Genomic DNA, 18,524 nt, shown 5'->3' with positions numbered 1-18,524 from the left:
CTCACTGCGCCCTCGCCCAGCTCACAGACCAGGAACGTGCCGCCTTCCCGGGATGACGAGGTCCACCAGCCGCGAGCCCCACTTCGTGGACTTCCGCCCGGCCAGCAGGTGGCCCGGACGGCGGTCGGCGTCGCCTCCGGGGAGGTCCACGGTGCGCTATCTCGGCACTCCCTCGGGGCCTGAGATTCGGGCCGCGATGAGCGCCGGACGCATCGGCTGTATGACCACCCCGGCGCAAGGCAGTCGGATCCCCGAGGGTGCGCTGTATGCCTGTGACAACTCCAAGTTCGGCAGCGACGGCAAGGGCCGCTACTGGCCCGGAGCCCAAGCATGGTTCGCCTGGCTGCACCGGACCGTTGAACGGTACGGGCCGGATCGCTGCCTGTGGGCGCTCGCCCCGGACCAGCCGTTCGACGCCGCCGGCACCCTCACCGAGTCCCTGCCGTGGCTGGCCCGCATCCGCGAACTCGGCGTGCCCGCGGCCTACGCGGCCCAGGACGGCTGCGATGCACCCGGGCTGCTGCCCTGGGACGACTTCGACGTCCTGTTCCTGGCCGGATCGACCGAGTGGAAACTCGGCCCCGTCGCCGAACGGCTGGCCCGCGAGGCGAAGGCCCGCGGCAAAGGCGTGCACATGGGCCGCGTCAACTCCCGGATCAGGCTGGGAATAGCCGAGTGGTTCGGCTGCGACAGTGCCGACGGCACCTACCTCGCGTTCGGGCCCGACAAGAACCTGCCCAAACTTCTGAGCTGGCTCGACGAACTCGATGGCCGCCCCTCTCTCGTCGGTGGCACACACCCCTTCGCCGCCCCCGACGCTCCGTCGACGGCTCCGCCTGCGCGAGCAGACCTCCGACGACGGGTACTGCCAGGTCACGAGGCTGCCATGAGATCGAAGAAATACCCGCCCACGGCGACAAGCGATGTAGCCCCCGCCCTCCCGACACCACGAGGTCCCCGTGCCAGAACCCGCTGAACAATCGACGCCGCACCGGTCGCAGCAGCAGCACCTCGAACTGCGCAGTACCTCCGAGCCCCTCGAACTGCTCGACCACACCGGCCACGTCCCGGACGATGGCGGGTCACCGGCCGGAGCCTCGTCGTCCGACATCAACTCCACTCGCACGAGCCTGGCGTTGTTCGACACTGACGGACCTGCAGACAAGCCCATGCCCGCCATTAGCCTCGGCGATCACGACCAGATCGGTGTCATCGCCCTCACCAGCAACGACGCCCCCGCGGCAGCCCACACCCTCCTTACCGACCACGGCTTCTGGCGCCCACGCGGCGTCTTCGGCTCCATCCTGCTCCACGACAGGTACGACCACGACGTTCCGGCCCGCCTCACGCGGTTCCTCGCCGATGCCGACCGACAAGGCATCGGCGTGGAATACCACCTGCCCCGCATCTTCGCGGACGCCGGTTCTCCCGCTGCGGGCAAGCGCGTCGAAGAACTGTGGCGCGACAACCAGCAACGGGAGTACCGCCGTGCACAGCGTGAGGCCGTCCGCATCGCCACCTCCGGCAGCGATCTGGAGTCCCTCGCCCATGGCCTGTGTCACCGTCTGCCCGGCGAATGGGTTTCCTGCATCACCGACTTCGCCGATCCGGACAGCCAGCTCGACTTCTTCGACGACCTGTGGGACAACGCGTCTTTGGCCAGTGCCTGGATGCAATTCCGCGTTCCCCGCGCCGCGATCCTCACCGGCCCCAGCCGCCTTGAGCTCGTCGTGATCGACCGCCCGCTGCACCGCGGGCAGGTCCTCGTCGGCGCGCTGTCCCTGCACGGCATCACCCACGACTACTTCGGCGACGACAACGCCCCGCACGCGATCGCAGTCCCCGCCGAGGCAGTCCGCGCCGCGCACACGGTCTCCCGGCGGCTCCTGCCCCGCTACCGCCAGGCCGCCCGGCGCCTCAGGAACCCATGACCGCGTCCCGCACCGATCTGTCCGCCTCCGAGGGCCCACCGACCCGCCCGCCCACAGCAGCGCCCGGCATACAGCCGACCGCGGGCACGCCGTCCTCAGCACGGCGGTAGACGCCCCCACCCCTCCTGGAGTTCCCGCTGTCCGATCCTGACCAGCGGATGCTGCTGCACGACGTGGCCGACCGGCTCAACACCGTGGCCGACCACCTCCCGCTCCCCGACCAGATCCAACCGGACCCCGCCCTGAGCGAGATCCTGGACGACGAAGTCCGCCACCTGGCCAGCCTGCTGACCTACCTCGTCGGCGAGAGCGCCTTCCGCCACCGGGCCGCCGCCCGCTACCCGACCCGCGTCACGGCCACCCACCGCCGCACCACGCTCGCGCTCGCCCAAGCGGCCGAGCCCACCAGCGCCGCCCTCGCCGCCCTCGGCTCGGCCGTGCACCACCTCGGCCTCCTCGCCGACCTCACCCACCAAGCACCTGGTCCCACCCGCACCCGGGCGATCGCCTCCACGTACCCGGGTCTCGTGGACCGGCTCTGTGAAAGCCGCACCTGCCTCGCCCGCGCCGCGAAGCAACTACGTGCCGCCGCCGACACCCGAGCGACACCGGCCGTGACCGCGCCGTCCCCGCCGACCGCATCCTCCACCGCATCCCGTACCCGCTAACCCGCTATTTCCCGGAGCCTCCTGATTCCCCTGCACACCTCCGCACGCCGCACCGCCCTCCTGCTCCCTGCCGTATCCGTCGCGCTGACCGCGTCCGCCTGCGCCACTTCCGGCAGCCCGGACGCCGACACCACAGCCAGGGCCACCCGCAGCAGCGCCTCCCCCACCCCGACCGCCGAGCCGGCACTGACGAAGAAGGAGGCCCTCGCCCAGATCTCCCACTACTCCAAGATCAACAACGAGGCCAACACCGACCGCGACCGGCGCCTGCTCGACACGGTCGAGGACGGCCCGCTGTACGCGATGTCCATCTCGGACTACACCGAGACCGAAGGGCTTCCCGCAGCGGACCGCAAGCCGTACAAGCCGTGGTCCTACGACTCGGCATACGCCGAGCTGTACATCCCGCGCCTGGAAGCGGGGCAGGACCGCTGGTTCGCCGCCGCGCTCTCGGATCAGAAGGGCAAGGCACCCTCGCGTCTGGCAGTGTTCGCCGAACGCCCCCAGCACAAGCGCTGGGAGATGGTCTTTGTCGTCGACCTGGACAGCCAGAAGCTGCCGGACATCGCCCTCGACCGGGACGGGTACGCGACGGCCGTTCCCGCCGCCGGCAACAAGCAGCTGGCAGCGGACGCCGACCTGCTACGCGCAGCCGTGCTCGACAACTTCGCCACCGGAGGCACGATCACCGGGACGAAGGTCTTCGCACCGACCAAGGCAAGCAAGCGGCAGATCGAGGTCCACGACAAGACCGGCACCCGCTACGGGAACCAGGGCACCACCGTCTTCGCCGGCGCCGCCAACCGCTACACGGACGCCTACGCCCTCAGGACCACCGACGGCGGCGCGTTGATCCTCTTCTCCCACACGCACACCCAGACCGACGCCGTCGCGCACTCCGGCCTGCAGATCAACCCCGGCAAGGACGACCGGGCCTGGCTCCACGACGTGCCCCGCACCTCCATCACGTACACGTTCGTGTGCAACGACGCCGCCATCGTCCCCGCGAAGGCCGAACAGTCCCGACTGATCGGTTATACCTGCGCCCGCACCGACGCCTCCGGCCCCCCGGTCGCCTCCTGACCGGACCGCGTGTAAACGCACCACCCCTGACGGGCCGCGCTCCCCTGATGGCCTCCCGACGTCCCCGCTTCCTTGCTCGATCCGGAGAACTCCCTGTCCACACGTTCCTTCATCGCCCGCCCCACCACCGGTACGGGATACAGCGGCATCCACGTCCAGCTCGACGGCGTACCCAGCCACCACCTGCCGCTGCTCCTGGCCGCCTACCAGTACAAGTTCGGCCGCGACGTGGAAGCCATGTCCCGTCACCTCATCGACGACGTCGCCGTCGGCTGGGACGAGCTGGGCACCGATCTCCTCGACGGCACCCCGCCCTCACTCGTGGCCGCGCTGACCGGCGGCGAGCAGTGGCCCAGCCGCAACCTCGACCACCTGATCACCCCGGACGGCTCCCCGCCGCGGCGCATGTCGGTCACCGACGAGACCGCAGACGAGCAGGACATGCAGTGGGGGTACATCCTGCACAAGGAGGGCATCGAGGTGATCAGCCTCCTCCACGAGGACATCGGCCCGGTCGTGGACTGGGCCACCGACCCGCGCACCGCCTTCAACGACCACCCGGCAGCCTGGTCCTCCCTCGACCCCGCACCGGTTATCCGGGCATCGCGCAGCACGCCGCCCCCAGGCGCTCCCGCTGCATCCCCGGCGAAGGCCCACGCCCCGCGTCCCACCACGCGCCGCTAGTTCACTCTCACTTCCCGGAGCCTCCCCTGCCCCCGCACACCCCGCCCCTGATCACCGTCGTCATCGCCAGCCGCCTGCGCGAAGACCGGCTCGACTACCTGACCGCCATGCACGCCAGCCTCACCCGGCAGTCCGTGCCGTGGGAGGCCGTGATCGCGCTCGACGGCGCCTCGTCGGACCGCCTGCCCGACCCGCTCGCGCAGGACTCCCGCGTCCGCACGCTTGCTCTGCCTCGCCCGGTCGGCGCAGCCTGCGCCCGGAACCTGGCCCTCGCCCATGTCCGCACCCGGTACACCAACTGGGCAGATGACGATGATGAGTTCACCGACGACGCCACGTCCGTACGGCTGAACATCCTGGAATCGACGGGAGTCGGCTGGTGCGCGGGATGGAGCGAGGACCTGCACCACGGCTCGACCACCCTGTGGCGATGCCCCGCCCCGCCCGGCCGGCACGAGGCCGGCGACGTGTGGATGTACTGGAAGTCACCGGCGGCCACCATCCCCATCGGGCCGACCACGATCCTCGCCCGCACCGACCTGGTGCGCGCCGCTCCGATGGGCGGGCTCGTCCAGGGCGAGGACTACTGCGCCGCCCTCGGCGTCACCAGCCTCGCCCCCGGGATCCTGCTTCCCCTGCCGGTCTACCGGTACCGCAAACACCCTGGCCAGATGACCCGCCAGGACGCCTATGACGTCCTGGAGCCGGAGGCTCGGCGCCATGCGTGGAACTACGGAGGCAGCCTGCGAGCCGCTTTCCGCGCCCGGGAGACAAGCGCTGCGGCCGGGGTGGTCTGATGTCTTCCTCCGTCACTCCGGCCACATTCGACTACCTGGCCAGGCGTCTGGAGGAACTGGCCGCCTCATTCCCCACCGGCCCCGACGCCGTCGACCTGATCACGCTCACCGACGACATCGGCGTGCTGGCCCACCATCTGCAGCACACCATCGAACACGCGCAGGAACGGTTCACCACACCGCAGACGGTCTACCTGCCCGAACGCGCCGCCCTGGTCCAGCTCGCCCGGGCCGCCGCCGGTATCACGCGAGTTCTGGACACACTCGCCGAAGCCCTGACCTACGCCACGACCGGCTTCCAGCGCGAGGCCGTGGAGGATCTCGCCCACTCGCCCCTGCGCAACGACCCCGAAGTCCTGCGGATCATGACGGCCGAGAAGTACGTCGCGGCCCGCGCACGCCTGCGCCACACCGCCGCCGCCCTGCGATCGACCTCCACCCCAGCACCGTCTGGGCCGTCCACACCGCGCACGACCGGCCCACTAACCCAGCCAGCTGCCGCCGCCCAGTCACGGCAGCCGAACCGCCACTGAACGACACCAGCAGACCCCGGGATGCCCCGAACCCTCTTGCCGAGATCCGGCTCGCCTACAGCCGCGCCGCCGCCCTGGCCGCCATCGCCCAAGCAGTAGCAGTGGGCCAACACCGCCTTGGACCAGGCCGGATTCACCAAACGGGACGACGGAAGCGACAGCATGCCCGGCCCCGACGTTCGCCCAGCCCTCCCCGGTGGCCCCGCCCCCTTGAAACCAGCCCGGCGTACCACGACCCATCCGCCGTCCCCTCGCCGCTGACCAGCAGTAAGAAGGGATCCTTCTCTGTCCGACCACTTCCGCTTCCGTGCCCATCCCGAACACGGTTTCGTCGCCACCGCTGCACCGAGCTTCACCCCTCACCTGGCCGAGTGGTTCCTCGTCCGCGAGCAGTTCGAGCCCGTCCCCTTTTCGCCGGGCCTCTACCGGCTCACCGAGCCGGAACGCGATGGGCTGCGCCGTACCCGCCAAGCCGTCCACGACCTGCGCAGCCTCGGCTACAGCGTGCAGGCCGACATTCGCCCCGACCCGTCCCTCACCGCCGGGCCACCACGCCCGGACGGGCCGAACGGGCTCCAGGAGCGCCGCAGCCGTCTCGCCCAAGCAGCAGCCGGCCGAACGACGCAGCGCGCCACACCGCCCACCACCTCCCCGCCCTCGGCCCGACCGATCCCGCCGAAGCCCACCTACGCACCGACCGTCCACCTGACGGCCTCGGGCAGTGGACGGTCCCGATGACGCCCGCGAGGAATCCGACCCCGGACGGCTCCGTCCCGGTGACACCGGAACTCACGGACGGTGCACGCAACTTCCGGCTGCGGATGGCGGTCATCGACCGCGAGAGCGAGGTCGCGCTCGACATGACATGCGACCGCTACGGTCGCACCGTCCACGCAGGCGCCGCGGCAGCCGCACGAGCCCACCGCAACAGGGCGGCGGTGGAGGCGTTCACCACACACCTCGCCCCGCACACCGACACTCTGCTCGACGCCGCCCGCCGTGCGCTCGACGAGCTGCCACCCGCCCGGCACCTTGCCGGGTGGCGGGCCGTGCTGGACGGCCTGGCCGCCTCCGCCGCCGAGATCCGCCGGGCCCTCGACCGGCCGGCCGCCCCCGGCTCCCCGGCCGAACGCGCACAGAACTCGGCCCTATGGCCGCACCTCGCCGCCTGGGCGGATCACAGCTTCATCGCCAGCGACCTCGCCGACCAGAACAAGCACCACCACCACAAAGCCCCGCTGACCGACGAAGAACAGGGGATGTGGACCGAGAGGGCCCAGGCCGCGCAGAAGCGAGGCGAGCTGGAGCTGACCGAGTCGTGGTACGCCGCCGACGGGCAGCCGATCACCCTCGCCCACCTCATCGAGAACGATGACTCGACGCTGGTCGCGCTGCGAGGCGACCCGGACGCACCGGGCTGGCAGGTGATCGGACACTACGCCCACGAATACGAGGCAGGAAAAGCACTGCCCACCCCGGTCCCGCCTGGCGTGCTGCGCGCGGACGTCTCCCGGTTCAACCGCCCGGCGCCGGTCCCGGAGGTGTCGCTGCAGGAACTCATCCGCGACGTCGTCGAAGGCCAGACCGCAGGAGACGCCTCCGAAGCTCTCCTCGGCGCCGTCCAGCGCGGCTACACCCCGGGCCCGATGGTCCGTCTCCAGGAACTCCTGGAAACAAGCAGCCAGTTCGCCAGCGCGCTGGAGACCGTGCAGGGCCGCCAGATCGCCGCCCGCCTCTCGGCGCTGGGCCGGCAGATCGAGTTCCTCACCCGCGAAGTCGAGGAGGCAGCCGAGGACCTCGGCGCGACCGTCGCCGTCCTGCCGCCGCACCGCACCCCCGTGCTGCGCGTCCGCCCGCGTCCGGCCGTGGACACCGCACCACCCACGCCGCCGCCCCGCGCCATCACGCCCGCCCGCCACCACCGATAGGAGACCCGCCTTGCCCGAAGCACCAGCAGAGCCGTTCATGACCATCCGGCACACCATCACCGGCGAGATCACCACCACCGGCTACAACGCCGCCGCCCGGCGGATCCTGCTCCAGGCCGGCTTCGAAGAGACGCCAGGCTGCGCCTGCAGAGCGACGGAACCCGATACGGAGCGGACGCTCGGGCCTGCTCGGCAGCCGGCGAGCTGCTCGTCGCCGGCCATCGGGTGCCCCTGGACCGAGCCCTCGGTCGGCCGGTGAGCGCCGACGGTACGCCCCGGTTGGCCCGGTCGCCGATGTCGGCACAGTCCGTGATCCGCTCCGAGAGCGGTCAGCCTCTCCAGCGCATCGCCCACCCCGCCCGCACCCGCACCCGCACCCGCACCCGCACCCGCACCTGTTGAAGGATCCTCGTTTGACCACACCCGGACCGCCTACCAGTCCAGCGCGCACCAAGGGCGGCGAACTACGGGCCAAGGTGGCCCGGTTGCTGGCCGACCGGCCGGCGGACACGCTCACCATCGGGGACATGGCCAGGCAGCTGGGCCACTCCCACGGCGCCGTCCGTAACGCCGCCCTCACCCTGGTGCGACGCGGCGAGGCCGACCAAAGCGGGACCGGACAACCGAAGTTCCGCGCGAACGCGAAAACCGCCGCAGCCGCGCAGACCGCTGTGATCAGCCCACCAGGCACCCACTCTCCCCGCGCCCAGCCGGCCACGGCCCGCACCACTCCCGCAGCAGCCACGCCCAGACAGACCGGCCCGATCCGCCGCGCGGGGGGCCAGCTCTACCACCCCCGGGAGCTGGCCGATCTGCCCGACGTCGAGGCGCTGAACCGTCTGCGCGACGCCGACGTGCCGGTGCTGCTCTACGGCCCTCCGGGCACCGGCAAGACGAGTCTGGTCGAGGCGGCGTTCCCGGACCTGCTCACCGTCGCCGGTGACGGCGACACCACGGTCGGCGACCTGATCGGCGAGTACACACAGGACGACGCGGGAGGCTACGTCTTCCAGTACGGTCCGCTGGTCACCGCGATGACCGAGGGCCGCGCCCTGCTGATCGACGATGCCACCTTGATTTCACCGAAGGTCCTGGCGGCGCTGTATCCCGCGATGGACGGGCGCCGGCAGATCCAGGTCAAGGCCCACAAGGGCGAGACCATCAAGGCCGAGCCGGGCTTCTACGTGGTGGCGGGCCACAATCCCGGCGTCCACGGGGCGGTGTTGACGGAGGCGCTCGCGAGCCGGTTCAGCGTGCAGATCCAGATCGGCACGGACTATGACCTCGCCCTGGCGCTGCGGATCGATGCCCGGGTGGTCCGGGTCGCCCGACACCTCTCCCGCCAAGTCGAACTCGGCGAGCTGGGCTGGGCCCCCCAACTGCGGGAACTGCTCAGCTACCAGAAGACCGAGGCCGTCCTCGGCACCAAAGCCGCGCTCGCGAACCTGGTCGGCATCGCTCCTGTGGAGGATCGCGACGCCGTCGCCGACGCCGTCATCAAGGCGGTTGGCGTCAAGGAGGTCGCTCCCCTCACCCTCGGCAAGCAGCTCCCTGCCTCGGCCGTCCGGCAGCCCCCGAGCATCGGCTCCGCGCACCGGGGCCGCTCGCGATGAGCGCCCACCGCCACGTCCAGTCCCCCGCCACCACGCGGGACGACGACGCCGACCTCGCGCGCTGGGATGACGACGGCGCCCCGCCCGCGCAACCCCGTTCCTCCCCGCACTTGTGGCTGCGGGTGGGAGCCGAACTCGGCGATCGGCTGGTCGCCCTCTCCGGCCGCCAGGACCTCCTCGTCACCTGCCGCCCCGGCACGCGCAGCGGCGCACCGGCCGCGTTCTTCCCCACGCTGGGCGAGGTCGAGTTCGACGCCGGCCTGTTCGCCCCGCTCCAGCCCTACGAGATCCATCCGCGGATCGTGGGAGACGAGGAGCGGTATCCCGCCGCCTGGGGAGTGTTCGTCCACGAGGCCGCGCACGCGGCCCACTCCGACTGGACGGCGCCTCCCGGAGCGAACCCCCGTGTCGTCGAGGCCGCGCTCCTGCTGGAGGAGAGCCGTGTCGAAGGCGCACACCTGATCACGCGGCCCACGGACCGCACGTACCTGCGCACCAGTGCCCGAACCCTGGTCGTGCCCGATATCGCCCACCCCACCCTCCAGGGCATCGAGCACGCCGCCGCCGTGGCGGCCCTGGTCCTCGGCCGCCGTGACGTCGGCATCCTGGACGCCGGCGAGACCCAGGCCGTCGCCGATCTGTGCGAAAAGGTGCTGGGCGCAGACCTGCTGGCCACACTCACCCGTATCTGGACCGCAGCCCACCAGTGCGCCGACCACGACGCCACGACCATGCTCGCGCACGCTCAAAAATGGTGCGACGCTCTGGACACCGCGGCCCCCGCCCTGCCCGTGCCGGAGAACCTCACCGATCTGCTGTCCGGCGCCGTGGGGGTCGTCATGGACAGCACGGCAGCCACCGACGCCGCCGACCTCGCGGCACAGGCCGCGGCGACCAACGCCATGGCCGCGCAGTCCAAGGCGCAGGCTCAGGACCGCGCCCAGCGGGCCGGCCAGCGGCGCAAAGCCGCCGCCACCGCCAAGTCGGTCTTCAACGCCCGTGGCACCACCGTCACCCCCGACGGCACACCGGCGCCCTACGGCAACCCGGTCACCGGCACCCGCAGGCCCACCGCCGCTGAGCAGAGTGCCGCCGCGCGCCTGAGCCGCGCCCTGCGTGCCGCCGCCTACCGCGAGCGGACCGAGGAGCGGACCACCAGCCCCACCCCGCCCGGCCGCCTCAACATGCGCGCGGCCCTCGCCCGCGACGCTCAGCGCGCGGCCGGGTCGGTCCCCACCGCGGAACCGTTCACCCACACCCGCCGCCGGAACTCCCCCACCCCGCCGCTGCGTGTGGGTATCGCCGTCGACGTGTCCGGCTCCATGCGTGCTGCCTGCGCGCCCGTCGCGTCCGCTGCCTGGATCGTGGCACGCGCAGCAGCCCTGACCGACCCCGACTCCCTGACCGCCACCATCGCCTATGACAGGCACCTGACCGCATTGACCCGACCCACCCACCGAGCACCAGAGCGCGTGACGACGTTCGATGCCACCGGCGGCCACCACAACCTCGGCGACGCCATCGACGCACTCGACCATGGCCTCGAACTCAGCCGCCCCGGCGCCGGCCGCCTCCTCGTGATCGTCACCGACGCCCGGTACGGCAGCGACGAAACCGCTTCTGCCGTCACCCGCGTCAAGCAGCTCACGACCGCCGGCTGCGCCGTACTCCAACTCACCCTCACCGCCAAGTCCCACCACTTGCCGGGGACCACCTTGCTGCACCTGCCCCAGCCCTCCAGCGCTCCCGTCGCCATCGCCACGGCGGCCACAGACGCCATCCGCAGGACACGCTGAGACGACGCAGAAAGCGGAAGCGTCCCCGAGACCACCGCCAAGCACTCCAGACCACCTCCGTCCGCCGCATGAATCGTGCATCTGATGCACGACCCTCACCAACGACGCAGGCCACCACCCCAACCGCCAACGAAAGGCACTCGATTTGAAGCCCCAGACCAACAGCCCGACCTCGAACGTAACGCCCATCAAACGGAATTCCCCGGGGGTGAGTACGCACTGGACCGTGCAGCACGCCTGCTCCCACCAGGTGGTTCATGACCTGTCCGGTCGTCCTGCCGACAAGCGGGCCGGATTCGCCCGTTGGCTCACGGCTAAGGACTGCTCCGACTGCTGGAAGGCATCGCGCGACGCCGACACGGAGTCCAAGGAGGAGTGGCTCGCGGCCAAGCGCGCCGCCGAGCAGGAGGCTGCCGTCGCGTGGGCAAGGCAGTTCGACATGCCGCCGCTGGAGGGCCCGGCCAAGGCCCTGGACTGGGGCGAGCGCTCCCGCCACCAGCTGATGACGGCCGCGCACACCGCACTGGTGGTGGAGGGGAGTTGGGACGAGGCGGACTGGGCGGAGCTGGAGGAGAAGGCCCGCTCCATCACCGCCGCCGGATGGTGGATCGACCAGCGCGACGCCGAGGGCACCGACGTGCTCGAACTGCTCAACGCAGCCACCGAGGCGGACCGCGGGACGGAGAACCCGTTCCGCTAACGGCGGGGGAACATAGCCGGGAAACGCCGGTTAGCCAAACCGGCGTTTCTCCGGACCATTGTTCCTCCCACCCCGCCACCGATCGCGTGGAAGGAACCCATGTCCCAGCCCCCGCCCACTTCGGCCTTCGCTCCCACGCCCGACCCGCTCACCCCCGACCGGGACATCACACACGAGCACTTCCAGACCGGTGACACCGTCGTCGTCCTGAAGGGGGTGGCCGGCTGGGAACTGTGGGGAGACGCGATGCGCGTCGTCGCCCCGTCCTGGCACACCCCGACCGACGAGGACGGCTGGCGGTTGCGTGACGCGACCGGTGGAGCCCAGTCCTACGTCACCGCCCACCCCCGCTACCTCGTGCACCTCTCGCGCCACTGCCCGGACTGCCTGATCTACCTGCGGGCCATGGAGGACGCCCTCCTTGCGCGGTTCTCCGGCCGCGACGAGCTGATCGACTGCGGCTGGTACACCACCACCGCCCTGGGCCAGCTCGTGCACATCGCCGACATCCGGAGCGGCCGGTGATCCCCCGCCTCAACGAGCGGACCCACAATCCGCACGACCCACTCGCCGAGGCACTGCGGCGGCCAGTCTCCCCGAACGAGGGCCTGACCGAGCACACCATCGTCGCCCACTGGCCGGGCCTGGATTACTACACCCTGGACGACGAACAGAAGACCTGGACATCCGTCCAGTGGGCCGAGCACCTCGAAGTCCCTTACCTGGAGCAACCGTTCGCCGCCAGCCCGGACGACGACCGGCGGGCGATCCTCCACATCGACGTCCGGCTCCATCCGGACGACCGGGAGCTGACCGGCCCCGAGTGGGCCGAGGTCGCTCACCGGCTCGCGCGAGCCGCCGGTATCGAGATTCCCGGCAAGGAGCACGGCTGCCGGTGGATCGCCGTTCAGGCCCAGCCCGGACGCCTCGACCTGATCGCCAACCTGATCCACCTCGACGGCGCGTGGCACGCCCCGCCCGCAGACATCCTGCGGCGCCTTGCGGACGAGGCGCGCCGCATCGAGCAGGACCTCCACCTGATCCCCCTCCGCGCCGGGCCCACGACGCAGCCCGCCATCCGTACCGCGCCCACGGCATCGGCCCAGCTCGCGAGCGTCCTGGCCCAGCTGGCCGACGAGCACGCCGGCCCGCTGGCAACGGTCCGCGGACTGGTCGAGCACACCGCGCACCGGATCGCCCGCCAGCCCGGAGCCAGCGGCACCGACACGGCCCACCGCCTGGAGCTGATCGCCCGCCGTCTCCATGCCATCCAGCAGGACCTGGACAGCACCGCCGCACGTCTGGTCCAGCCCCGGGTCGCCGCCGCACTGCCCGCCGTCCGGCACACCGCCCACCGATCACCGTAGGAGAAACGTCTCCTTGCCCCGTACCGGCCGCTTCCTGGACATCCGCCGCGACCCGCACTCCGACGAACTCCTCGCCCGCGGCGGTGACTCCGAGGCACACAGCATTCTCCAGCGTGCGGGTTTCGTCGCCGTCGTCCGCCTCCACGAGACCTACCACCGCGTCCCCACCGGCCTCGCCGAAGACGAGGAGTCCCGTCTCGCCACCGACGCCGTCGCCCGCCTGCGGGCCGCCGGATAACACGTCGACTGCGCCCCGGACTTCGACACCGACGCCCGACCAGCCAGTTACCTGCCGCTGGGCTCCTCCGTCGCTCACCTCGCCGAGCGCCTGCGCAACGCCACCACCACGGACGAGGCGGCCGACGCGCTGACCGAGCTGACCGCCGCCCACGACGGCATCCTCGCCGCGCTGGAGGAAGTACTCACCGCCACCGCCGACTTCCACGACGGGCTCGGCCAGGCGGCCGACCCCTACACCGCCCGGCGGCTGCGCTACCTCGTCGACGAGCACCTCCACATCATCCGCACCGGCCTCGCCCACACCCGCAACGCCCTCGCCGACCGGCACGCCCCACACCCGGGCCGCATCAACTGCACCGGGGAGGTCACCGCCAACGAACGCGAACGCTCCGCCGTGTGCGCCTGCCCGCCCCCGCCGCGCACGCTCCCCGGCCCGCCGCACCCGGTGGCCGCCGGACTGCGCCGCTGACCCCCACCTCGCCCAAGGACACCATGCACGACTACGACACCTCCGAGCGCCTCGCCTCGTACGCCGACGTCCTCGCCGGCGAACTCCCCGACACCTGGACCAGCACTCACCTCCCTGCCGACGCCAAGGACGACCTCACCGAACTCGCCGACCGCATCTGGGACCTGGACCTGGTCGCCGCGTCCCTCGCCGAGCACCCGCTTCGGCACGCAGCCGTCCTGAGCCGCCCCGACGGCGCCCAACTCGTCCTTCTGGACCGGCACGACGAACGCGACGGATTCCTCATCGCCGCCGTCGCCCCCCTCGCCCTGCCCGACGAAGCATTTCGCGCCGTCCCCGAGCCCAACGGCATCGCCCTCGCGGACGACCCGTTCCTGGGCGCCGAGCAGATAGCCGGCGACCTGCTCGCCCGCTACGACAGCGCCCTCGCCCGGGTCCGGCACAACGCCCTGGGCGGCATCCAGCCCTCCCAGCCGGACCGGGTCGTCCTGACCTGGCAGCCGGACGGCAGCGTCGCCACCGCCCCCGTCGACGACCGTGCCGGCGCGATCCTCGTCGCCCACGGCTTCGTCCAGGACCCGCAGAGCGGCATCTACCGCCTCAACAACGACGACACCAGAGCGCAGGCGCGCGCCCTGCGCGAGATCGGCCCGCAACTCGACGCGCTCGGCATCGGCACCGCCCTCCAGCACCCCGCAGGCCGAACCGCGCCCAGCTCCACCCCAGCCTCCATGCCGCCCTCCCCGGCCGGCAGTCGTGCGCCGGCCACCAGGGCTCGATGAAGCAGACGGAGCCCGAGTTCTGGGTGCTGGAGTACATCACCATCACCAAGGACCCCCGCACCGGCCTGGTCGTCGCCATCGGCGGCACCGAGAAGGCGGCTTACATTCTCCAGCGAACCGGCGGCTTCCTTTCCGCTCCCGGACCGAGCAGGGACTACCACCGGCTTCCCCACGGCCTGCCCGTCGAGCACCAGCGCCTGAAGGCGACCGCTGCCTCGCACGCCCTGCTTTCCGCCGGTCACAGCGTCCACCTCGACCCCGCCCTGAACGCGCTGGCCACACCGGACAGCGAACACAACGCGGCCCTGCGCTTCCTCACCCAGCTCGCCGAGCGGGTCTCTGCCGCCAAGACCAGCAGTGCGGTGGCCGAGGTGCTGACCGAGATCGCTGCCCCGGTCAACGGGCTGCTGCCCCTTACCAGGGAAGTGGTCGTCCGGGCCTGGATCGCCGCCAGTGCCCTCCAGGGGGCTGCCCCCGGCGAGGAACCCGAACCCCTCGCTCGGCTCAGGGACACCGCGAACTCCATGAGCCAGGCCGCGTGCGTGATCCTCCACGCCCGCAACCACGCCGCACGCGCTCCGCAACCGGCGGCCCCCACACCGCCGCCGAGCACCACACAGCCCTCGGCCTCCCGCCACCGTTGACCCCGGAGAGAAACACATGGCCAACCTGGCCGACGGATACGGCACGGACGTCGAGATCTACATCAAGGCCCTGACGACTACCATCCCCGCCGACACCCCCACCGGCGCCCCCGCCCAGCTCAACGACCTGCTGGAACAGCTCGGCCTCGAACGCCACGAACACCCCACGGGCGCGCCGCTGTACATCTGGCACACCGTGCCCGAACGACTCGGTGCCGACGAGCAGAAGCGCCTGGCGACCCGCGCCATCCCCGCCCTGCTCTTGGCCGGGGCCGAGGTCAACTGCGTGCCCGAGGTCTTCGACGAAGCCGCCTACCGGCAAGCTGTGCATGACGCCCGCACCCGTGTAGCCCGCCTCGCCGCGCAGCATCCGGCAACGGCCGGCTCCCCCTCGCGGCCCGCACCGTCCCGGCGCACCCCGTAAGACCGCGTGGGCGGCCCCGGCACCCCGCCGGGGCCGCCCACCGCCCCGCTCGATCCCCGGAGAAACCCGTAGCAGCCCGCACACCCCCACCCATCAGCAACCGGCTCCAACCCCGACTCGCGACAGCCCTGTTCCGCCGCTACCTGCGCGCCTGCATCCCGACCGGCCCCGACCGCACCACCCCGCTGGCCGGCGCCCGCCCGGAGGCCGTCCTCGCCGAGACCCAGCGCGTCGGCCACCGGCACCACCACTGACCGTTCACCGCCCCGGAGGAGCATGTCCCACCCCGCCCCCTACCCGGTGAGACTGGCCGACGAGATCACCCGCCAGCTCGGCCAGCTCGCCGACCACCTCTCGCAGCTTCCCCCGCCCCAGGCCGCGCAGGTCATCGCCCGCGTCCTCGACCCGGACACCGGAGTCCTCGGCGGCATCACCCACCTCGTCGCCACCGGAAGCGTGTTCGCCAAGGACCAGGCCGAACGAGGCGCACTCCCCGCGGAGGTGTGGCTCGCTCTGGGCCGCGCCTCGAACGAACTGCACGACATCACCCTCGACCTGGACGAACACAAGGACACCCTGCAGCACGTCGGCACCCAGCCAGCCACCACCGCGGCGAAGCCCCCGGCCCCCGCACCGCTCGTCGTCCGGCGGCACCGGTGAAGAAGAAGCAATGGCAGGGCTGGGGGCCAGGCGAGCAGGCCGAGCAGCACTACCTCGTCCAGCCCCGCGCCCTCGCCGGCGGCGGCGACGTCCGGCACGTCTCGGAGTTCCTGCGCGCCTCGGGCTGGCGGGACAAGTCCAAGACGGGCGGCCCGCTACTCATGGAGAGCCCCGACCGCACCGTCCGTGTCGCCTACGACCCCTACATCCTGCCCGGCGGGTGGACCATCCACGGCCAAGCGGACGGCCTGAACGGCGCATGGGCGGCGAACCTGGGCCGGCAGACGCCGGTGGAGATCGTCGCCGGTATGACCGACGCCCTCACCCGCCCCCGCTCCGCCCACGCCCCCAACGTCTGGGCGCCCCTGCAGGAGCAGAACTGGCACACGCGCTTGGAGGGCGAGCACTACACGGCGACCAGCCCCGACGGCACCGCGTGGATGCAGTACCACCACAGCCCCGACGGCACGGCGATGTGGTGGACCGGAGCGAAGGACCAGCAGGGCAACGGCTGGACGGCCAACTTCACGCCCAACACCCCGATGCACCTGGTACAAGCCCTCTCGGCCGAACTCGCCAATCCCGATCCCGTGATGCGCCCGCGCGGGCGCGTCCCTCACAACGCACAGATCCGCACCTGGTCGGTCTCCGTCACGCCCTCCCAGCTCAGCGCGTGGCAACAGGCCCGGATCACGGCCGCCCGCGCCGCCACCTGGGCCCGCAACAGCGCCCGAAGCACACGGCCACGCACCACCGCCCGTACCCATACCCCGGCCGGCGGCGCCCGGACCCGCCGCTGACCCGCCGCACCCGTCCCGAGGAGCCCGATGCCCGCACTCACCCCGGACACCATCCACACCGCGACCGAAACCCTGTCGGAACTCACCGACTACCTGCGCGAGAACCCTGACCCCGTGAGAGCCCTCGCCCTCGTAGAGCCCCTCCTCGACGAATACACGGGCCTGCCCGTCCAACTCGCCGACACTCTGCGCGCCCTCGCCCGCACCCTGCAGGAACACCCGGACACGCCGCGCACCGCACAGGTCGACCTTCTGATCACCGAACTGCGCACGGCCGCGTGGGAGCAGGCCGACCAGCACACCCTCCACTACGTCCTGGACGACCTCCGGGACCTGTACGGCAGCACCGCCGCGAGTGAGCCGGGAGACGCCCGGTGCCCCTGAGCGAACGACAGCTCGCCGCGTTCGCCGACAAGCACGCCAGGCAGATCCCCTTCGACACCAGCCCCCGCCACCTCGCCGGCCCCGGGGATGCCCGCCACGTCACCCACGGCCTGGCCGTCGCCGGATGGAGCGCCGTCTCCGACCCGTTTGAGCGCCGAGATGGTGCTGCGCAGCCCCGACCTTCGCCACCGCCTCCAGTTCGACCCGCAGTCCGCCACCTCCGCGTGGTGGCGGCTGCGGGCCGAGCCCACCGACACCGAGCCGGGCTGGTACGCCGAGTTCGGCGAACTCGTGCCCGCCGAGGTCCTCACCGGGTTCACCGACGCCCTCGTCGCCCCGCCGCCACAGCAGCCGGACCCGTGGCAGGCGGTGACTTCGGCGGGGTGGCACCGCGACTCAGGCGTCACGGCATACTCGCCGGACTCCATGTGCCACATCGAACTGCGCCCGCTGAGCGAATTCAGCGACCGGCCGTCCTGGCATGTCGAAACCCGCGAGCCCGGCTACGACCAGTTCCCCGGCCCGCGTATCTGGCACGCCTACCTCGACGAGCGCACCCCCGCCCACCTCGTCGGATCGTTCCTCACCGCGCTGGTCGACCGAAGCCCGCTCCAACGCGGCATGTACGACCGCACCGGCCACTACAGCGCCGTGCAGGAGCCCAGCCCGCTGCGCCCGCAGCAGGTGGTCGACGCGCACACCGCGCGTATCGATTCGCTCCGCGCCCGGGCACGCTCCACCCGCCGACAGCAGACGAGACCCGCACCGACCCCGGCGAAGGCCCACACCGCACAGCCTGCCGCCCGCCGCTGAACCGACAGGACCCCTCCCCATTTCCGCCGATCACCGCGCACACCGCGACTTCCTGCGCCACCTCGACCGCTACGTAAGCGACAGCAAGAAGATCCTCGACGCCTGGGACGCCTACTCCGACGAGCACACCGACCTCGACGGATGGCCCTACGACGACCACGCCTATGGCCTACGCGCGAGCCGGCGCGACGCCGACACCGCCGAGGCG

General features: G+C 71.7%; 23 protein-coding genes and 1 pseudogene. All 24 read left to right on the top strand.

Going from position 1 to position 18,524, the window contains the following annotated elements; translation table 11 throughout:
- Nucleotides 1-196 precede the first annotated feature (196 nt).
- The 24 genes and pseudogenes from AOQ37_RS10720 to AOQ37_RS10615 all read left to right on the top strand — a co-directional run bounded on the left by AOQ37_RS10720 (nucleotide 197) and on the right by AOQ37_RS10615 (nucleotide 18,316).
- A complete protein-coding gene (locus tag AOQ37_RS10720) occupies nucleotides 197-976 on the top strand; it encodes a hypothetical protein (protein ID WP_199824979.1) in 780 nt (259 codons plus the stop codon).
- Nucleotides 960-1,931: a hypothetical protein gene (locus tag AOQ37_RS10715; RefSeq protein WP_062643686.1), complete on the top strand. Its 972-nt coding sequence runs from the start codon at nucleotides 960-962 to the stop codon at nucleotides 1,929-1,931. The genes AOQ37_RS10720 and AOQ37_RS10715 overlap by 17 nt, the downstream gene beginning before the upstream one ends.
- Before the next feature lie 158 nt (nucleotides 1,932-2,089).
- Nucleotides 2,090-2,599, top strand: a complete 510-nt coding sequence (locus AOQ37_RS10710) for a hypothetical protein (protein WP_062643684.1) — start codon at nucleotides 2,090-2,092, stop codon at nucleotides 2,597-2,599.
- A gap of 6 nt (nucleotides 2,600-2,605) precedes the next feature.
- Nucleotides 2,606-3,682 carry a DUF8094 domain-containing protein gene (locus AOQ37_RS10705; RefSeq protein WP_510185327.1) on the top strand — a complete coding sequence of 359 codons (1,077 nt, stop codon included), beginning with the start codon at nucleotides 2,606-2,608 and terminating at the stop codon, nucleotides 3,680-3,682.
- A 111-nt stretch (nucleotides 3,683-3,793) separates the two neighbouring features.
- A complete protein-coding gene (locus AOQ37_RS10700; RefSeq protein ID WP_234436887.1) occupies nucleotides 3,794-4,366 on the top strand; it encodes a hypothetical protein in 573 nt (190 codons plus the stop codon).
- A gap of 47 nt (nucleotides 4,367-4,413) precedes the next feature.
- A complete protein-coding gene (locus AOQ37_RS10695; RefSeq protein ID WP_078890147.1) occupies nucleotides 4,414-5,163 on the top strand; it encodes a glycosyltransferase family 2 protein in 750 nt (249 codons plus the stop codon).
- Nucleotides 5,163-5,696 carry a hypothetical protein gene (locus AOQ37_RS10690; protein WP_062643676.1) on the top strand — a complete coding sequence of 178 codons (534 nt, stop codon included), beginning with the start codon at nucleotides 5,163-5,165 and terminating at the stop codon, nucleotides 5,694-5,696. Before AOQ37_RS10695 ends, AOQ37_RS10690 begins: the two co-directional genes overlap by 1 nt.
- Nucleotides 5,697-5,981: 285 nt before the next feature.
- Nucleotides 5,982-6,434: a hypothetical protein gene (locus tag AOQ37_RS41210; protein ID WP_078890119.1), complete on the top strand. Its 453-nt coding sequence runs from the start codon at nucleotides 5,982-5,984 to the stop codon at nucleotides 6,432-6,434.
- Nucleotides 6,431-7,624: a hypothetical protein gene (locus AOQ37_RS10685; protein ID WP_107085167.1), complete on the top strand. Its 1,194-nt coding sequence runs from the start codon at nucleotides 6,431-6,433 to the stop codon at nucleotides 7,622-7,624. Before AOQ37_RS41210 ends, AOQ37_RS10685 begins: the two co-directional genes overlap by 4 nt.
- Nucleotides 7,625-7,661: 37 nt before the next feature.
- Nucleotides 7,662-7,883, top strand: a complete 222-nt coding sequence (locus AOQ37_RS10680; RefSeq protein ID WP_062643674.1) for a hypothetical protein — start codon at nucleotides 7,662-7,664, stop codon at nucleotides 7,881-7,883.
- Entirely contained in the window at nucleotides 7,880-8,026 is a 147-nt protein-coding gene (locus tag AOQ37_RS40400) for a hypothetical protein (protein ID WP_159401331.1), read from the top strand. The genes AOQ37_RS10680 and AOQ37_RS40400 overlap by 4 nt, the downstream gene beginning before the upstream one ends.
- Nucleotides 8,027-8,100: 74 nt before the next feature.
- Complete coding sequence (locus AOQ37_RS10675; RefSeq protein WP_062643671.1) at nucleotides 8,101-9,237, top strand: AAA family ATPase; 1,137 nt, start codon at nucleotides 8,101-8,103, stop codon at nucleotides 9,235-9,237.
- Nucleotides 9,234-11,033, top strand: coding sequence for a vWA domain-containing protein (locus tag AOQ37_RS10670; protein WP_062643669.1), 1,800 nt, complete (start codon nucleotides 9,234-9,236; stop codon nucleotides 11,031-11,033). The genes AOQ37_RS10675 and AOQ37_RS10670 overlap by 4 nt, the downstream gene beginning before the upstream one ends.
- Before the next feature lie 208 nt (nucleotides 11,034-11,241).
- On the top strand, nucleotides 11,242-11,733 hold the full coding sequence (locus tag AOQ37_RS10665) for a hypothetical protein (RefSeq protein ID WP_234436866.1): 492 nt from the start codon (nucleotides 11,242-11,244) through the stop codon (nucleotides 11,731-11,733).
- A 99-nt stretch (nucleotides 11,734-11,832) separates the two neighbouring features.
- Nucleotides 11,833-12,258 (top strand): hypothetical protein, encoded by a 426-nt coding sequence (locus tag AOQ37_RS10660; protein WP_062643668.1) that lies wholly within the window; start codon nucleotides 11,833-11,835, stop codon nucleotides 12,256-12,258.
- Nucleotides 12,255-13,100, top strand: coding sequence for a hypothetical protein (locus AOQ37_RS10655; RefSeq protein ID WP_062643666.1), 846 nt, complete (start codon nucleotides 12,255-12,257; stop codon nucleotides 13,098-13,100). The genes AOQ37_RS10660 and AOQ37_RS10655 overlap by 4 nt, the downstream gene beginning before the upstream one ends.
- Nucleotides 13,101-13,113: 13 nt before the next feature.
- Nucleotides 13,114-13,338 carry a hypothetical protein gene (locus tag AOQ37_RS41205; protein ID WP_078890118.1) on the top strand — a complete coding sequence of 75 codons (225 nt, stop codon included), beginning with the start codon at nucleotides 13,114-13,116 and terminating at the stop codon, nucleotides 13,336-13,338.
- A gap of 494 nt (nucleotides 13,339-13,832) precedes the next feature.
- Nucleotides 13,833-14,591: a hypothetical protein gene (locus AOQ37_RS10645; RefSeq protein ID WP_062644406.1), complete on the top strand. Its 759-nt coding sequence runs from the start codon at nucleotides 13,833-13,835 to the stop codon at nucleotides 14,589-14,591.
- Entirely contained in the window at nucleotides 14,588-15,235 is a 648-nt protein-coding gene (locus AOQ37_RS10640; protein ID WP_062643665.1) for a hypothetical protein, read from the top strand. Before AOQ37_RS10645 ends, AOQ37_RS10640 begins: the two co-directional genes overlap by 4 nt.
- A 16-nt stretch (nucleotides 15,236-15,251) precedes the next feature.
- A complete protein-coding gene (locus AOQ37_RS10635; RefSeq protein WP_062643664.1) occupies nucleotides 15,252-15,659 on the top strand; it encodes a hypothetical protein in 408 nt (135 codons plus the stop codon).
- Between the two features lie 276 nt (nucleotides 15,660-15,935).
- Nucleotides 15,936-16,319, top strand: coding sequence for a hypothetical protein (locus AOQ37_RS10630; protein ID WP_062643663.1), 384 nt, complete (start codon nucleotides 15,936-15,938; stop codon nucleotides 16,317-16,319).
- On the top strand, nucleotides 16,316-17,119 hold the full coding sequence (locus AOQ37_RS10625) for an SPDY domain-containing protein (RefSeq protein WP_062643662.1): 804 nt from the start codon (nucleotides 16,316-16,318) through the stop codon (nucleotides 17,117-17,119). Before AOQ37_RS10630 ends, AOQ37_RS10625 begins: the two co-directional genes overlap by 4 nt.
- 27 nt (nucleotides 17,120-17,146) lie before the next feature.
- A complete protein-coding gene (locus AOQ37_RS10620) occupies nucleotides 17,147-17,503 on the top strand; it encodes a hypothetical protein (RefSeq protein ID WP_062643661.1) in 357 nt (118 codons plus the stop codon).
- Nucleotides 17,494-18,316: pseudogene (locus AOQ37_RS10615) on the top strand (SPDY domain-containing protein). The gene AOQ37_RS10620 and the pseudogene AOQ37_RS10615 overlap by 10 nt, the downstream one beginning before the upstream one ends.
- The last annotated feature ends 208 nt before the right edge of the window (nucleotides 18,317-18,524 follow it).

This window comes from Streptomyces maremycinicus, assembly GCF_001184025.1.
GTDB classification, from domain to species: Bacteria; Actinomycetota; Actinomycetes; order Streptomycetales; family Streptomycetaceae; genus Streptomyces; species Streptomyces maremycinicus.
This window is presented reverse-complemented; position numbering and strand designations above follow the sequence as displayed.

Bases quoted from the DNA above. Each gene is read 5' to 3' on its own strand.
- AOQ37_RS10720 (WP_199824979.1), top strand. From the start codon at position 197: ATGAGCGCCGGACGCATCGGCTGTATGACCACCCCGGCGCAAGGCAGT.
- AOQ37_RS10710 (WP_062643684.1), top strand. From the start codon at position 2,090: ATGCTGCTGCACGACGTGGCCGACCGGCTCAACACCGTGGCCGACCAC.
- AOQ37_RS10690 (WP_062643676.1), top strand. From the start codon at position 5,163: ATGTCTTCCTCCGTCACTCCGGCCACATTCGACTACCTGGCCAGGCGT.
- AOQ37_RS10685 (WP_107085167.1), top strand. From the start codon at position 6,431: ATGACGCCCGCGAGGAATCCGACCCCGGACGGCTCCGTCCCGGTGACA.
- AOQ37_RS10680 (WP_062643674.1), top strand. From the start codon at position 7,662: ATGACCATCCGGCACACCATCACCGGCGAGATCACCACCACCGGCTAC.
- AOQ37_RS10670 (WP_062643669.1), top strand. From the start codon at position 9,234: ATGAGCGCCCACCGCCACGTCCAGTCCCCCGCCACCACGCGGGACGAC.
- AOQ37_RS10660 (WP_062643668.1), top strand. From the start codon at position 11,833: ATGTCCCAGCCCCCGCCCACTTCGGCCTTCGCTCCCACGCCCGACCCG.
- AOQ37_RS10645 (WP_062644406.1), top strand. From the start codon at position 13,833: ATGCACGACTACGACACCTCCGAGCGCCTCGCCTCGTACGCCGACGTC.
- AOQ37_RS10640 (WP_062643665.1), top strand. From the start codon at position 14,588: ATGAAGCAGACGGAGCCCGAGTTCTGGGTGCTGGAGTACATCACCATC.
- AOQ37_RS10635 (WP_062643664.1), top strand. From the start codon at position 15,252: ATGGCCAACCTGGCCGACGGATACGGCACGGACGTCGAGATCTACATC.
- AOQ37_RS10630 (WP_062643663.1), top strand. From the start codon at position 15,936: ATGTCCCACCCCGCCCCCTACCCGGTGAGACTGGCCGACGAGATCACC.
- AOQ37_RS10620 (WP_062643661.1), top strand. From the start codon at position 17,147: ATGCCCGCACTCACCCCGGACACCATCCACACCGCGACCGAAACCCTG.